General features: G+C 54.8%; 16 protein-coding genes and 1 pseudogene. 8 read left to right on the forward strand and 9 right to left on the reverse strand.

Features of this window, described 5'->3' with window-relative positions; all coding sequences use genetic code 11:
- Positions 1 to 149: 149 nt before the first annotated feature.
- The 5 genes from ACR0BU_RS05355 to ACR0BU_RS05375 form a co-directional block, all read right to left on the reverse strand.
- Positions 150 to 1,409 carry a TRAP transporter large permease gene (locus tag ACR0BU_RS05355; RefSeq protein WP_480735847.1) on the reverse strand — a complete coding sequence of 420 codons (1,260 nt, stop codon included), beginning with the start codon at positions 1,407 to 1,409 and terminating at the stop codon, positions 150 to 152.
- A complete protein-coding gene (locus ACR0BU_RS05360) occupies positions 1,406 to 1,939 on the reverse strand; it encodes a TRAP transporter small permease (RefSeq protein WP_480735846.1) in 534 nt (177 codons plus the stop codon). The genes ACR0BU_RS05355 and ACR0BU_RS05360 overlap by 4 nt, the downstream gene beginning before the upstream one ends.
- A 63-nt stretch (positions 1,940 to 2,002) precedes the next feature.
- Positions 2,003 to 2,977, reverse strand: a complete 975-nt coding sequence (locus tag ACR0BU_RS05365; RefSeq protein ID WP_480735845.1) for a TRAP transporter substrate-binding protein — start codon at positions 2,975 to 2,977, stop codon at positions 2,003 to 2,005.
- A gap of 24 nt (positions 2,978 to 3,001) precedes the next feature.
- Positions 3,002 to 3,544 (reverse strand): 3-hydroxyanthranilate 3,4-dioxygenase, encoded by a 543-nt coding sequence (locus ACR0BU_RS05370; RefSeq protein WP_058273852.1) that lies wholly within the window; start codon positions 3,542 to 3,544, stop codon positions 3,002 to 3,004.
- A 95-nt stretch (positions 3,545 to 3,639) separates the two neighbouring features.
- Positions 3,640 to 4,593, reverse strand: coding sequence for a dihydrodipicolinate synthase family protein (locus tag ACR0BU_RS05375; protein ID WP_480735844.1), 954 nt, complete (start codon positions 4,591 to 4,593; stop codon positions 3,640 to 3,642).
- A 159-nt stretch (positions 4,594 to 4,752) separates the two neighbouring features.
- Between ACR0BU_RS05375 and ACR0BU_RS05380 the strand changes: the two genes are divergently transcribed.
- From ACR0BU_RS05380 to ACR0BU_RS05400, 5 genes are all read left to right on the forward strand, one after another.
- Positions 4,753 to 5,526, forward strand: a complete 774-nt coding sequence (locus ACR0BU_RS05380) for an aspartate dehydrogenase (protein WP_480735842.1) — start codon at positions 4,753 to 4,755, stop codon at positions 5,524 to 5,526.
- 2 nt (positions 5,527 to 5,528) lie between these two features.
- Positions 5,529 to 6,473 carry a LysR family transcriptional regulator gene (locus ACR0BU_RS05385; protein ID WP_298936822.1) on the forward strand — a complete coding sequence of 315 codons (945 nt, stop codon included), beginning with the start codon at positions 5,529 to 5,531 and terminating at the stop codon, positions 6,471 to 6,473.
- Between the two features lie 104 nt (positions 6,474 to 6,577).
- Positions 6,578 to 8,008, forward strand: coding sequence for an NAD-dependent succinate-semialdehyde dehydrogenase (locus ACR0BU_RS05390; RefSeq protein WP_480735840.1), 1,431 nt, complete (start codon positions 6,578 to 6,580; stop codon positions 8,006 to 8,008).
- Between the two features lie 331 nt (positions 8,009 to 8,339).
- The gene (locus ACR0BU_RS05395; protein WP_480735838.1) at positions 8,340 to 8,681 is read left to right on the forward strand and encodes a hypothetical protein; all 342 of its coding nucleotides are present in this window, start codon (positions 8,340 to 8,342) and stop codon (positions 8,679 to 8,681) included.
- A gap of 412 nt (positions 8,682 to 9,093) precedes the next feature.
- Complete coding sequence (locus tag ACR0BU_RS05400) at positions 9,094 to 9,852, forward strand: hypothetical protein (RefSeq protein ID WP_480735837.1); 759 nt, start codon at positions 9,094 to 9,096, stop codon at positions 9,850 to 9,852.
- A 493-nt stretch (positions 9,853 to 10,345) separates the two neighbouring features.
- Here ACR0BU_RS05400 and ACR0BU_RS05405 read toward each other — a convergent pair whose 3' ends face one another.
- The 3 genes from ACR0BU_RS05405 to ACR0BU_RS05415 all read right to left on the reverse strand — a co-directional run bounded on the left by ACR0BU_RS05405 (position 10,346) and on the right by ACR0BU_RS05415 (position 12,270).
- Complete coding sequence (locus ACR0BU_RS05405) at positions 10,346 to 10,570, reverse strand: hypothetical protein (protein WP_480735835.1); 225 nt, start codon at positions 10,568 to 10,570, stop codon at positions 10,346 to 10,348.
- 36 nt (positions 10,571 to 10,606) lie between these two features.
- Complete coding sequence (locus ACR0BU_RS05410) at positions 10,607 to 11,584, reverse strand: DUF4268 domain-containing protein (protein ID WP_480735834.1); 978 nt, start codon at positions 11,582 to 11,584, stop codon at positions 10,607 to 10,609.
- A 158-nt stretch (positions 11,585 to 11,742) separates the two neighbouring features.
- Positions 11,743 to 12,270 (reverse strand): hypothetical protein, encoded by a 528-nt coding sequence (locus ACR0BU_RS05415; protein ID WP_480735832.1) that lies wholly within the window; start codon positions 12,268 to 12,270, stop codon positions 11,743 to 11,745.
- 29 nt (positions 12,271 to 12,299) lie between these two features.
- Between ACR0BU_RS05415 and ACR0BU_RS05420 the strand changes: the two are divergent.
- The 3 genes and pseudogenes from ACR0BU_RS05420 to ACR0BU_RS05430 form a co-directional block, all read left to right on the forward strand.
- Positions 12,300 to 13,024: pseudogene (locus ACR0BU_RS05420) on the forward strand (transposase); the annotation flags it as partial.
- Positions 13,025 to 13,802: 778 nt separating this feature from the next.
- Positions 13,803 to 14,465, forward strand: coding sequence for a DUF4332 domain-containing protein (locus ACR0BU_RS05425; RefSeq protein ID WP_480735830.1), 663 nt, complete (start codon positions 13,803 to 13,805; stop codon positions 14,463 to 14,465).
- 122 nt (positions 14,466 to 14,587) lie between these two features.
- Positions 14,588 to 15,019, forward strand: a complete 432-nt coding sequence (locus ACR0BU_RS05430; RefSeq protein WP_480735829.1) for a VOC family protein — start codon at positions 14,588 to 14,590, stop codon at positions 15,017 to 15,019.
- A gap of 312 nt (positions 15,020 to 15,331) precedes the next feature.
- On the opposite strand, the gene ACR0BU_RS05435 is transcribed toward ACR0BU_RS05430, so the two are convergent.
- The coding region (locus ACR0BU_RS05435; RefSeq protein WP_480735827.1) for a hypothetical protein at positions 15,332 to 15,516 on the reverse strand (185 nt) is incomplete at its 5' end.

Below are 15,516 nucleotides of genomic sequence, written 5' to 3' on the forward strand. Positions count from 1 at the left end.
TATCCGCCGGAACCGGCTCAATGTCCTACTTAAAACGCCAGATGACTGGTGTGAGCCCAATATGCAAGTTCCTACACCCTGAACGAATGGGGGCTATTTGACCTGACCGTATACGTGGCTTCATAGCCACATGGCGACATCACGTTTTGCTAGATCAAGAAAGTCGACAGGCGTGGAGCGTAGCTAAGAAGAATTAACACTCCAGTTACGGCAATCAAGAAAGGCCAAAGCGATCTCAGAATAGCTCCGGGCGTCGTGCCGCTCATTGACGAAGCGATGTAAAGGCCGATGCCAACAGGAGGTGTCAGCAAGCCGAGCACTAGATTCAGGCACACCACAACGCCGAACTGATAGGGGCTAATATCGTAGGAGCCGATGGCAATCGGCAGCAGTATTGGCGTGATCAGAATGATGGCGGCGATACCGTCAATCACCATGCCCACCAGAAGCAGAGCGGCATTAACGATCAGCAGAAACATGAACGGATTAGATGTGATCGACGTGATCAGCCCCGCCAGTTGCTGCGGTATTTCTTCGTAAATGATCACCCACCCAAAAACGCTGGCCGCCGCAATCATGAACAGGATCATCGATGCGTTTGCGGCTGTTCGCTTGAACATCTCGCCCAGATGTCGCGGCTTTAGCTCTCCGTAAATGAGCCACCCGACCAGAAATGCGATCAGCGAAGCGATGGCTGCGGATTCTGTCGGCGTAGCGATGCCAAACAGAATACCACCTATGATCGAAACCGGGATAAGCATCGCGGGCAGGGCGGCGATCAGGGCTTGCATGGCATCGCGGCGGGACATCCAGACGCCCTTTGGGAATTGCTGAAACCAACCGACAAGCGTGATCACCAAAGCAAAGGCTCCTGCCAGCAGCAGGCCGGGTATGATCCCGGCGATGAACATGTCGCCGATGGGAATCTGCGCCAAAACGCCAAAGATAACGAACATCATTGACGGCGGGATGACCGGTGCCAACAGGCCCCCGGCTGCTGTCGTGGCGGCGGCGAAGCCCTTGCTATAACCCTCTTCCTCCATCGCGGGGACCATGGCGCGGGACATCACAGCGATCTGTGCGGTTGCCGAGCCGATGATGGCGGCCATGAACATATTGGCCAGCAGGTTGATATAGGCGAGCCCGCCCCGGAATCCGCCCACGAATACACGCGCCAAAGCGACCAGGCGGCGTGTCATGCCGCCTTCATTCATCAGTTCTCCGGTCAGCATGAACAGCGGGATTGCCAGCAGGCCGTAGTTTTCCAACCCGCCAAACATTTTCTGCGCGAAACTGTCGTACAGAACCGTGTTCCCGCTTTCCCAGATGTACCAGATTGCAGTGATCGCCAACACGATGGCAACGGGCACCGACAACAGCAGGGTGGCTAGAAAGACAATCGGGCTCATGCCGGTGACCCTTGTCCGGGACGCGTCAGAAGATGCATCGTAGAATGTAGCGTTGCCCCCAAAGCAAACAGCCACATCACGAGCCAAAACAGAAACTTCGGAAGCCCGAGGGTTGAGGTCGGTTCGGCATAGATGAAGTTGAACGTATTGCCTTGAAAAACCACGACATCGAACCCTGTACGAGCGATGTCCAGTGGCAAAAACCACCGCCAGCAGAACCACAGCATCGCGATTGCAAACGCGAAGACAACGATGTCGACTGCTTTTCGGATTATTGCCCGGATATGAGGTGGAACCAGATCGGCAAGGATCGTGATCGAGACCGAATTGCGGTGGTGCAACGCGGCTGACGCGCCAAGGAATGTCATCCAAACCATGGCATAGATCGCCAATTCATCCACCCAGAACAAGGCGTTACCCGCCGTGCGTGTCACGACATTCAACAAGATCAATAGGGTGACGCAAACGGCCAGTGCTGCGGCACACCATAACTCAACCCACGCCCACGCTGCAGACAGCCGGTATAACATAGCCGATCCCCTATGAAAAAGGGCGCAGGATTGACCTGCGCCCTTTCCCTGAAACGTTCAACTTTATTTGGTTTCTGCCGCAGTCTCGCGCAGCGCGTCAAGGGACGAGGTTTTTTCAGACCAGATGCCGTTCCATTCCTCAATCGCATCGCCAAAGAATGAGGCATCGACTTTCTTGTAGGCCTTGCCGGTTCCCTCTATCTGTTCCAGCCACTTCGCTTCGTTGGCAACATAGGCATCGATGGTGCTGTCGACATGCTTGGCCATCAGTTCACCGATCATCGCGCGGTCTTCTTCGGACAGTCCCGCCCAGACTTTGGCCGAGACCAGCCCGACCATCGGGAACATCATGTGGTCGGATTGAACGATCGTGTCGGCGTGATCATAGTATTTCAGCACCCAGATCAGTTCTGCATCCATATCAATGGCATCGACCTGCCCATTGGCCAGCGCGTCATAGACAGCAGGCAGCGGCATTGGTGTTGGTGCAGCTCCGACCGCGTTGTAGAAATCCAAAATCGGCGTGAACGGCGTGATCCGCAGTTTCAGACCAGACAGGTCCTCTGCCGAAGACACATCGCCCCGGCTGACGATCTGGCGCAGCCCGGCCATACCGTAACCTAAGCCTACAACGCCAACCTGACCAGGCAGGGGTTCCAGCATCGATTTTGCGGTATCCGAACGTAGGATGCGCCCCGCGTGGCCGATATCATCCGCGAGATACGGTGCATAAAACGCACCCAGATCAGGTGCGCGGTTCGACACTTCGGCCACGGTCATGAATGCCATATCCAGCGCGCCAGTCTGCAATTGTTGCAGCATCTCTGCCTCGTTGCCCAACTGACGGGCGGGGAATACAGATACGGTATGGGCACCACCGCTGGCTTCGTTCAGCTCGGCCCCAAAGGACTCGGCCGCCTTGGTCCAGATATGCGGAGGTGGCGTGATCAGGCCCAGACGGAATTCATCTGCATGGGCAGCTAGCGATGTCACAGAAAGCGCTGCAGCCGAAGCGGCGATCTTAGCAAAATGTTTCATGTTCTTCCCTGTTGTTTGTTCATCTCAGAGTGTGACCCAGCCCTCTGGCGGCTCTTTTCCCGGATGCACGGTCTGGCAGTTCGGGCATGTTCTGTCTTCTTCTGATGAATAGAATTTTTCGTAGACCGGCGGCAAGTCCTTGACGATAGACTGCAATTGCATCTCGGCCCGATGAACGCGGGTGCCGCATTCAAAGCAATACCATTCGATCGCGTCCAGCTCGCCTGTTTGCCGTTTGGGTTCGATCACCAATCCGATTGAGCCTTCCTGCGGTCTTTGTGGTGAATGGCGCACATGCGGCGGCAGCAAGAAGATCTCACCTTCGCGGATCGGAACGTCATAGAATTCCTCTCCGTCATACAGCTTCAGCACCATGTCGCCTTCCAGCTGATAGAAGAACTCTTCAACTGGATCGTCGTGATAGTCGGTTCGCTTGTTCGGCCCGCCGACGACGGTGACCATCAGGTCGGCATCCTCCCACACCTGTTGATTGCCGACCGGCGGCTTCAGCAGGTGACGGTGTTCGTCGATCCATTTCTGAAAGTTGAATGCACTTAACTTCGACATGTCCCACTCCCTGTTAGTAGGAGTTTGGCCGGTTTTTTCATAACCGCAAAGAAATTATCCGCATCTAGATATCCGATTTGCTTATATCGATGTGGCTATGGCTTCAGGCCGCATTCCGCGAACCCTTTGCGGATGATCTCTTTTTCCGCCTCGGTCAGTTCCAGCATTGGGGGCCGTACGCGCCCTCCGACCTGTCCCAGCAGCTCTTGCCAGTATTTTCCAAAAGCGGTGGGTTTGCCTGCAGGTTTGGTTCGCTTCATCGCGTCCCGCACCGGGTTCAGGCTGTCAAACACCTTGCGCGCCTCATCCGCTTTGCCGGCAAAAGCCAGCCGCGTGTATTCGTTCATGCGCTGATCGTTTTTTGTCTGTATCTGGTAGGGTGGTGACGAACACAGGTACAGTTTCCAATCCAGTTCCAGAATATTGCCCAGCCACTCATGTTCGGCCGATGTGGAAACATGGATTTTGTCGCCCACCATATGCGTCAGTTTCACATACATCTCACGCGGGACAGAGTATTTGATGGCCACGATGTTAGGCAGATCCGCAATCCGCGCGCATTCTTCGGGCTGCATCAGGTATCCGCTGTCCGGGTGGCTCCACATCGCGATCCCGATATCCAGCTCATCGCAGAACCGCTTGTAGTACTGATATAAAACCTCTCCACGATCCTGAACAAAGCTTAGAACAGGGGCATGCAAGACGATGTAATCGGCCCCACAATTCTGTGCATGACGGGCCAGTTCCAGCGCAGTGTCCATGTTCTGGTCTGAGACCGAGACAATCACACCGGCTTTGCCCGCGCATTCATCAACCGCAATCTCAAAGTTCCGCTTGCGCTCATCCAGGCTCATCGAAAAGAACTCGCCCTGTTTGCCCGCCACGAACAGACCTTGAATATCCAGATCGTCAATCCAGTGCCGGATGTTTGACCGCAAACCCGTCTCGTCCAGTGAAAGATCATCATTGAAAGGGTTAAGGGCAGCCGCCCAAATCCCGGTCATGTGTTTGCGCGCATAGGTTTTTGCATCTTGTTTGGAGTATTTCATTTGGAACAAGCTTTCCGATTTACACGCAATTCTGGCGTATCCATGAAAGCCTGATCGTACCGGTTGATCCAATGCGAAAGCCGGGAACTGGATATCAGAAAATTGCATACCCAAGGATTATCAATTTAGAAATGTTTGGCGCTGGTCTAGGTTTGTCGCATGAAGATAGGATTGATTGGTAAAGGCGCAATTGCGCGACACGTCTCGAACGCTATGCAGGCGCGGGGCCATTTGGTACATGCGGTTCTGGTGCGACCAGAAAACATTTCACAAGACCCGAACCTGTTCGTGGGCTCAGTACAGGACCTTACTACCGAGGCGGATTTGGTGATTGAATGTGCGGGTCATCAGGCATTGGCGGCCTATGGCCCTCAGGTTCTGGCGCAGGGCACTGACATGGTCACCGTATCCGTCGGCGGATTGGCGGATCCGACAGTTGCGGACACGCTGGAAAGCGCCGCCCGTGATGGTCGGGCGAAGCTACACTTAGCCAGCGGCGCAATTGGGGCCCTTGATTGCCTTGGTGCTGCTGCGACCGGAAAACTGGATCAGGTCACCTATATCGGGCGCAAGCCACCGCTGGGTTGGAAGGGCTCTAGGGCAGAAGACACGCTGGACCTTGAAGCGCTGACAGGGGCCGAAGCGCATTTCATCGGAACAGCCCGACAGGCGTCCTTGGCCTACCCCAAGAACGCGAACGTGGCGGCGGCAGTGGCTTTGGCCGGGATGGGGTTTGATGAAACGCGGGTTCAATTGGTCGCTGACCCGTCGATTACCCGAAACATCCATGAGATTGAGGCCGAGGGCGAGTTTGGGCAATTTCATTTCCGGATCAGCGGCAATTCTCTGCCAGACAATCCACGCAGCTCGGCTCTGGCCGCGATGAGCGTGGTGGCCAAGCTCGAACATCTTTCAGAACCGATTGTGTTCTAGCCATGGTAGGACGTCATTCACGCATCGTCGACCGCGCGCTGACTCGGTTAAAATTGCGCCAGCTGCGCCTGCTGGTAGCCGTGGGTGCCCATGGCAATATCCAGAACGCGGCGCGCGAGTTGGGCATCTCGCAACCCGCAGCCACCAAAATGATACAGGATCTGGAACTGGACTTTGAAGTCAAGCTGTTCAGCCGGACCAATCGAGGTGTCATCCCGACCGTGTTTGGAGAAACCCTGATCCGGCACGGAAAGCTGATCTTTGCGCAGGTCTCGAATGCCGCGCAGGAACTAGATGATCTGAATGAAGGAAACGCGGGGCGTGTGGTGGTAGGTACGCTGCTGGCGGCCTCAACCAGCTTGTTGCCAGCGGCGATTGAAATCCTGCTGGCCGACCGCCCGAACGTGGCGATCAAGATCAATGAGGGCACGAACGAGGTGTTGATGCCCAGATTACTGTCGGGCGAAATAGACATGGTGGTTGGTCGGCTTCCTTCGCACCGGCACCGCGACAAGATCAGGCAGGAAAAGCTGTTTGAAGACCACATTCTGGCAATCGTCGGCAATCTGCATCCTCTGGCCGGACGTCGGAACATCTCATTCGCGCAAACCAAACCTTTTGGCTGGATTGTGCCGCCGCTGGAAACCACGCTTCGGCGTCAGCTTGATCATTTCTTTGTTGGTCAACAGCAATATGTACCATCGGTGATGATCGAATCCGTGTCTTATCTGACCAACCGCGAGTTGTTGCAATCGCGCGATCTGATCGGGCTGATGCCCGCCGAGGTTGTCTCGCAGGACATCGCCCACGGTTATCTGGCACCACTGGATTGGGACGTGCCATTCGGTCAGGGGCCAATCGGCGTCTCGTTTCGGGCGGATGCCGACCTTTCCCCCGCTGGCCGGGCTTTCAAGTCGGCGCTGCATCAAGCGGCGCGGCAGAAATAGGGTCAGGTATTCGCCAAATTGATACCAGTATTCATCCAATTCACTTGAAGTAATGCCAGCCATTGCGTGAGTTGAAATGATCCAAATTCGGAGGCATCGGTTTCATGTATCCTGAGCTAAAGTTGTTTATCGCAGGCGAATGGCGCACAAGCAGCCGGGACATACCGGTTGTGAACCCGGCGACCGAAGAAGAAATCGCCCGCCTTCCCCGCGCCTCAATACGTGATCTGGATGACGCCTTGGACTCGGCTATAAACGGGTTCCGCATCTGGAGCCGCACCTCTCCTCGCGAACGGGCAGACACCATCCTGCGTGCCGCCGCTTTGATGCGGGATCGTCAGGAAGAGATTGCCCACGCCATCACCCTGGAACATGGCAAACCTCTGAAGCAGGCCCGTCTCGAAGTGATCCGAGGTGCCGAGTTCTTTGAATGGGATGCGGGCGAGGCGATGCGAACCTATGGGCGCGTCATCCCCGCCGCACCGGGTCACAAATTCTCAGTCCATCACCAACCTATCGGCGTGGTCGCAGCGTTTTCGCCCTGGAACTTTCCGATGAGCCAACCGGCGCGCAAAATCGCTGGCGCACTGGCCTCGGGTTGTTCGATCATCCTGAAGGCGGCTGAGGAAACACCCGCCGGTGCTGTGCATATTGCGAAGGCCTTCGAAGATGCCGGACTGCCGCCGGGCGTTCTGAACCTGGTGTTCGGAGAACCGGCTGAGATTTCCGGCCACCTCATCCCGCAGGACCCGATCCGGTTGGTGGCCTTTACTGGCTCAACCGCTGTGGGGCGCCACCTGACCACGCTGGCCTCGGAACACATGACTTCGGTTCTGATGGAATTGGGGGGCCATGCCCCCGTCATTGTGTGCGAAGACACCGATGTGCGTACGGCAGGGGTGACCAGCGCGGTGCGAAAGATGCGCAATGCAGGGCAGGTCTGTACGTCGCCGACCCGTTTTTTTGCGCATGAAAGCATCTTTGAAGACTACGCTGCCGCCTTTGTTGAGCGGGCCGCCGTGACCGTTGTCGGCAACGGGCTGGACGCGAATGTTGAAATGGGCCCGCTTGCCAATGATCGCCGCGTGCCTGCGCTGACCGATCTGGTGGAAGATGCCCGCGCCAAAGGCGCGACGGTCGCTACAGGTGGGGCCAGACACGGGGAGAAAGGATACTTCTTTCAACCCACGGTCCTGCTGAACGTGCCGGAAAACGCCCGGATCATGCAGGAAGAACCCTTTGGCCCGGTCGCCGTGGTCAACCCTGTGTCCTCGCTGGATCACGCCATCGAACAGGCCAACGGGGTGCCCTATGGTCTGGCCGGTTACGCGTTCACCAACCGTGCCGACTACATTGATCGGCTGGTGGACGAGGTGGCGGTAGGCAATCTGTCGATCAACACGCTCGAAGCGTCGATGCCCGAAACACCCTTTGGCGGCGTCAAATCCAGCGGCTATGGCCGCGAGGGCGGGACCGAGGGCTTGGACAACTACATGATTGTAAAAAACATATGGCTATCCGCAAAAATTACCTAAGAAGGGGAAACTCACAATAGCTGCGCTCTCCGAAGCGGATATTCGAGCGAACAAAGCGAAAGCCCGCTTCGTGCTGCCACCGGCCAAACGAACAGATTGCAAAGAATGGCAGCTCCGAGCCCTTTGCGGACTTTGCTCCGGATTCGCGTATTTGCATGCGCAGCATGTTGGCTCGGCCCCTACCTGCCGTTCACCGGGTTGACCGATCGCTGCGACGTAACCCGTCAAAGCGGACCTTCCCAAACAAATCTAGCATGGCATCGCCAAAGCTTTTACATTCAGCGAAGCTACTGAGAGCGTTTGTTGGTCCAAACCGTATGGAGTGTTTCAAATGAACTACGACTACCTTCTTGGGGTGATTGCCAATTGGGCGGCAATATTGACAGCCGTTGTGGCTACAACGGCCTACGGAGGGTATGTTTATAATCAAGTTGCCCAGAGACGCGCGCTCGAGAATTACCTCCGTAGTGAAAAAGCTGATGGACATGACTCTGGGATGCGAACAGTCCTGAATCTGATGGCACAGCTATCGCTTACTGAATCGGAAGTACTTAGTGCTGCGTTTCGAAGCGCAAAGGTTAATCCAGCGGTGAGCGTCGATGAAAAAGGCCGCGCTGACATTCTCATGTTCGAGTACACAGGCTCCGATTTGCCGCTTCCAAATAAGTTTTGACCGGCCCTAACCGGACCTTGGACATTGTAAGCAAATGCTGCGCTTGCTGCCCGGAAAGCAGACATTGGGATGGAATATCAACCGTTGACCAAACTGATGACAAAAACCTGCCAAAACTGCAAAGATTTTGCCGGGGGTATTTGTCTTTGCCAAACGTTTGGAGCTGTGTGCGGCAGAATGCTCCGCCAAAAACGACCCATTTTGGCACACAGGCATTGGCCTAGGGTACTTGTCCAGCGTGAGATGTAAGTAGACCCCATATCAGAGTTGATTGGTTGGTCATCGAGCGCGACGACGAGGAATTCAGGGGGGCCGGCGCTCCAGCCGCAGCAAGACGAACAACGCAAAGCGTGCATTTAGTCCAATGTATGTGTCAAAATGCGATACGGGTAATCTAACTGAGAGGTTCGCATTGCTGTTTAGTTTTGGAGCATTACTCACCATCGTGAGCCTTGCGTGCGGTGTAGCAGTAGGTTTGTTCTTTGGGTTTCGCAGGTATTGGCTCGGTGGTGGGTTACTCCTACTGGGAATTATCGCATCGGCAATCATCGGCTTGATCGACCAAGGCCAGCAGACCGACCAAATTCAGATTGCTGAAGACCGCGCGGCATTGGTGGAGAAAGAGCTGAGCGAGTCGAAGGGCCGCGAAGCCCGATTGCAAACAGACCTGAGCGATCTTGCACTCAAGCTTGATACCTCTCGCGACGAACTTGCCAGCGTGTCACAAGTTTTGGCGGCTTCTAAAGCGCGCGAAGAACGACTTGAGGGCTCGGTCTCGTCCCTGAGTGCATCGCTTTCAGAATCGCGAGATCGCGAGGTCCTCCTCGGCGAAGACATTGCAAGGCTAAGGGCAGACAATTCGGAACTGAGAGACGATCTAGCTTTCGCACAAAGCCAAATAGCCGAGCTTCTGGAAAAAGTTGAAGCGGGCAACGCTGAGAGTGCTGTCATCCGCGAAACTGTCGATAACCAGCGACGGGCACAACAACAAAGCGAACTACGTCGGCGAAGGCAAGAATACTGTGCAACAACCTACAGCCACAAAGTCAACCCAGATGGCTCAACTAGCACTAGTTTCCAGCTTTCATTTGACCGTTCAATCGTCGGCAACGGCACCTGTAAGTGTGGGCGCTACTACGGACCAAGCGAAGAGCTCCCAATGATTTGCTAGTAGTTGGCCGACATTGCATGCAGCTGGCTGAGGCGCTAGGCCGGAAGCTCAAAACTCACACGTTTATGACACAGGCATAAACGACCGTTTTTGCCTGTGTCCAAGCGGACTCCCCCAAAAAATCGATACTTCCAACGAAGGTCGTGGTTGGAAGTTTTTACTTGCGGTCGAGCCACTTAGCGATGAAGTGCCAGACGGCACTCGCTAAAAGGCTACCGAGAAAACCAAGTATGAGGGTTTCGGCCATTTTCTTGAAGTAGGGTGGAGTTGGGAGCTAGAGAGAAGAGTCTCATCCGATCAATCGAAGTCGCACTTCTGTGCGTTCGCGGTGATAAGTAAACCCGATCTGGCAAGACTGCCATTAGCGGCTAATATGACCAAGCTGTGAGGCTACATGGTGAAAGAAAGCTTCACCGTTAAGTGGGTCAGACCTATCGAACGCGTTAGGTCAGCTTCATCGGTCGGACACTGCAGTTCTTCTACATCTCATCATCTACACCCCAATAGTCGGGGTTACGTCTGTAGACGATTGAGTTTTTGCTTCTTGATCCTTCGGTGTGTTGCCCATTGAAAGGTCCATCATCGTCTTTGCGAACGATGTTTTCATGACGCCATTCGGAGCATAAATTGCAAAGCCTTTGTGCTTGAATTCTAGTTCTGCCTCAAATTTTCCTATGCCATAACAATAATTTAAATTGATCTTTAATTTATCAACCACGCTGCTCTCCAAATGATACGTTTGCCACTGAACGGGTTAATCGCCACCAGATTCCTCTGTGCTCAATCCCTTAACTTCGGGGGAAAAAACGGCATGTAGTTGGTTAATCTTCTGGCAAAGCCATTCGTGCTGCCTGTCCCAATCCTCTCTTTGATCGGCATCGGCATCCCGCAAATACACAGCTGCCCGACAATCCGTTCGATCCGGAAGTGGCTCCCATTCCAACGGAAATCCGAGTTCATTTTCTATCGTTTCCCGTCTCGACAGCAGTATATCAAAGTACTTTTTTGCGTCCCGGCCAGAGATATACAGCTCTGTCCTCACATATTTTTTGATCCGATTCATGTTGGCGCTCAAATGAAAGCCTGTTCGCCCGACCCCGTAGTTCATCCAGGATTGCGGCTGGGCTTTTCGGTTGCCGGAAACCGGGCCGCCAAAACTCTGCAACCGCGCATGGAACGCATCCCAGTATTCGCGTTGGCCGACACGGGTTTCTGTCAACTCAGCATCATCAATTGAACGGGCAGCCCGTGCGACAGAACGCGACCAGTTATTTGGTTTACTCACAGCATTGAATTTGGGCGCCGCAAGAGATTGGCCGATCCGCCAGAGCTCAACTTCCAAACCAAAAAACCGGAATTTGTCGTCAGTTATCTCATTTAGCCAATCGAGTGTTGCTCGATGCTCGTCGGTGAACTGAGCTGCAATCCAGACAATAGTGACCGCCTGGAGACCAGATGCATAGGTAAGCAACTGCCCCAAATGCGTATGGTTAGTTCTCTCAAGCTGGTTTTCGACCAGAACCCAGTTGTCGGTGCCGATATCCTTACACAGAATATCGGCCCGAAATGGGCCGACTGATCGTTCCTGGGCCTCCAGTTCCAAATCAATGCCGAGCGTTTCGGACAAGATGGACAGATTTTCGGACTTGGCTATCCAGGGCGTGAAGTCAGCCGACTCGCTTTGCCAGATTTCTCTCAAATCGACTTTTTCAAGCTGCCCTAATTCAACCATTGTCATCTCCGAATGCCCTACTACAAAATGGGGAAAGTACTAAACTCTCCGGCAGGTTAGCGAATTTCAGGTCAGAATCCATAGACAAGCAAACCTATGTTCAGGTTATTCCTTTGCCCGCTATTTCTTCTGTTGTCCTGCGCTTGACCGTTAGCAATTCAAAGGCTGTGTCTTTCTCCACGATCCATGCCCCTGTCGATGCTCTTTTCCGGCTCATGCTCGTCACCGTGCTCCTGTTCTAGGTCGCGTCCATCATCCCACTCCAATGTCTCACATGGCTTGTTCAACACACCTTCCAGCCGTTCACGGATCGACGGCTTGTCCGCGCCATCATCGCCCTCATCCAGTCCAACCTCTTCCGACCGGCCCAGGGTTTCACGCAGCCGCACATTGAGTTGCCGCAGGTCAGAGGGTTCTTCGACACTCTGCCCACCGGATTCTGGCTCTTCCCTCCCGACGATCTGCGCCAGTCGGTCCCGAAGGTCGCCGTCACCGAGATCCGTACCCCGGTCTTTGCTGGCCGCCGCCCTGAGCGCGGCCAGACCGGCCGACACACGCCCCTGCCCGGCCTCGCGCTCGGCCCCATGGGTGTCCCGCGCCAGCTCCAGCCGTTCCCGCATGTCGACAAAGAGCGCCCGCGCCTGGCGGGCCGCATGTACTGAGCCTCCCCAACTGAACTGGTCCACCGTTATGTTTAGGAAACGGAGGACTACGAATGGCAAACAAGAGACCGAAGCCCGAAGAGATTGTCTCGAAGTTACGGCAGGTTGAAGTTCTGATGGGGCAAGGCATGTCCCGTCTTGATGCGATCAGGCAGATTGGAGTTGTTGAGCAAACCTATTTCCGCTGGCGGAAGAAGTACGGTGGAATGGGTGTTGATCAATTGAAGGAACTGAAACGGCTTCAGAAAGAGAACGAGCGGCTGAGACGCGCGGTTTCAGATCTGACGTTGGACAAACTGATCCTGACGGAAGCCACAAAGGGAAACTACTGAGCCCCGCTCGTCGTCGTGCTTGTATTACACATATACGCAACCAGCTGAACGTTTCCGAGAGACGCGCCTGCCGCGTGCTGGGACAACATCGATCCACTCAACGACGCATCCCAAGAGGCCGCGCGGACGAAGACCGATTGGTGGCCGACATGATCGGTCTGACCCGTCAATACGGGCGATATGGCTATCGCAGGATCGCAGCGCTGCTGAGAGAGGCTGGCTGGTCTGTTAGCGACGGACGGATTGAACGGCTTTGGCGACGAGAGGGGCTGAAAGTGCCAGTGAAACAACCGAAGAAAGGACGGCTCTGGCTGAATGACGGATCATGTGTCCGGCTTCGACCAGAGCATCGCAACCACGTGTGGAGCTATGACTTCGTTCATTGTCGAACCGATGATGGCAAAGCCTTTCGGACGCTGAACATCCTTGATGAGTACAGTCGGGAATTGTAGCGACCTGCTTGGGTGTGCCTGCCAATGTTCAATGACATGGAATCTCAAGTCGCCCCTAAAGCCACGAAAGAAAGTGGTCTCTCGTCGAATTGGTGCCTTGGTTACATAGACGATGCCCGAGCCAAATGTCCGCTGTTACGCTCCTCGTGAGTCCCTGTCGTAACCGCAGCGAACTTCCGCTTCCCGCCCTCCCGAAGGGTCGTATTGCGTGTGCAGCACGATTTTCGCGTTTGCGGCGAACGGCGGCTTGGTGGCGTGCGAGTGCAGAATTCGGCCGGGGCGCGCAATGTCGGGATTGGGCCGTCCGCGAGATCAGTTATTAGCTGGGGTAGGGCGCTTTGCTGCATCGGCGCTGAGGTCTGGTTCGAGCCCAAAGTTACAAATGCTGCGAACAGTTCGAATGTCTGGATGTGCTTGCGGCACTGCTCCAATGCTCTTCCAATAGCACCGTCGAACCCAAACGGCTTTACAGATCAATATGCTGATTGATATGTGTCAACGCTTGCCTGCCGCACCACTGTTAAGCTCGGTTTAAGAACAGGGAACTAAACGCATCGAATCGAGGGGGATATGATTATGTCACCGATGCTCTTTATCTGCCTCTTCTTTGCCGGTTTCGGAATCTTCCTGATTGGAGCAGGTGTGATCTGGTGGGTCTCCTTACAGGCCAGAAAACTTGCCCAAGAAAGCACAAAGTAAACCTGCGACCGTGGCTTTATTTCGGAGTTCGTTCTTTGGCTGTTAATGCCGAACCCATCCTCAAGGAAAAACCGTGACACGTTATTACCTAGACGATAACGCAACCGATCTGATCGATTTGCAGAAACGGCTGGAAATCTCCGATCTGATTCCAAGCCAGAAGCCTTTGCTTGATGAACTCGACGCCAAACTTACCGCTCTTCGCACCACAGGTATAGCGTCGCTTGCGGGTCTTCGCGCCGCGCTCAAGTCACCAAACTCGCTGGCATCTTTGTCAGAAGCATCCGGTGTCCATTCAGGTTACCTTCGGTTGCTCAAACGAACGGTCGGTGGATTCTTCCCGAAACCAAGATCCCTGAATGAGATCGACTGGCTGGAAGGGGGCTTTGCCTTGCGTCTGGAAGAGGCGGGCCTCACGAACACCAAAAAGCTATTCGATGCTGCGCAAGATGGGGTAGGCGTGCTGGCAACCAAAATCGGCGTGAACGTCGCCGAATTGACGGACCTCGTCGCAATCTCTGATCTGTGCCGGATTCAGTGGGTCAGCCCGAAATTTGCGAGGGCATTGCTGGCCACCGGCCACGTCAGCGCTGCATCCGTTGCCAAGACCGACCCTGAGAGCCTTTGCAACGCAATCTTGGAAGCGAACAAGGACAGCAAATTCTACAAGGGTAAGGTGGGCTTGAGAGACGTCAGGCGACTGGTGACGGCAGCTGCATATGTTCCCAGGAACTGAACTACGGGGGTGATCGCTGATGCCCCGGCGCATTCTTGGCTCGACTCGGTCTTCGACCATCTTCGCCAGGATCGACCGTTAAGGGGAACGTTTCAAACGCTCGTCACATATGGAGAAAGACCTTGGAAACCAATCAACTTCATCGTGGTAGGCTTATCGACCACCTGCAACTTGTTGTGCGCGACTTGCAGGCAAGCCGTACCTTCTACACGGCGGCTCTGGCGGTGTTGGATATCGCTATCGTCAACACGAACAAGGATTTTTTCTGGGCGGACGAACTCGTCGTCTCCTCGGCTGAGAGCCCTACAGCTCTTGGTGTACTGACCGGGCGTCACCATCTTGCCTTTCAAGCAGAGAACCGTACGACGGTAGATGCGTTTTACCGAGCGGCCATGGATCATGGTGGCCGTGACAATGGTGCGCCCGGTGAGCGCGCTTATCACCCAGGCTACTATGCTGCTTTCGTGCTCGACCCCGACGGCAACAACATCGAAGCCGTGTACCATGGTGAGGCATGGAGAAGCGCACCGTCAGTGGCGATCGAATTTCAATGAGCAGACGTTGAACTCTGCGGGCAGATGCCAGCTTTGGTCCGCCCAACAGTCCTAAGGCATCTGTTAAGGCAATGACGGATGAGCGGGACTACGACCGCAGCATCTTGAATGCCGGTTCAAAGTCCGGAATGGGCCGTCCGTGCGGTCCATTTGAGTTGCGGCAGGTGCAATGCTGCGCATTGCTCAAAAGGCAGTTTCCGGAGGAGCTGTTGCACCGGTTGTGCACGAGGCAATCAAGAAGGCCGAATGATAAAGCGCCGCCATCTGCAGCCGTTCAGCTGAAGAGCAAATGACCGAGACAACGTCCGCGCATCACAGCCTCAACACGCCTTCCAACCAGCGCTCATACATCAAATCCCGATGCCCAAGCAATTCACTTGCGGTTTCGAGCGTTTCGTCATCCACATCAGAAAATGCCGCCCGCGTGGTTGCGCGCATGGCGCATACCTCATCTGGCAATGGTTGTAACAAACCGGCAAAGGTCGCGACATATATGT

The organism is Ruegeria sp. CK2 (genome assembly GCF_056536585.1).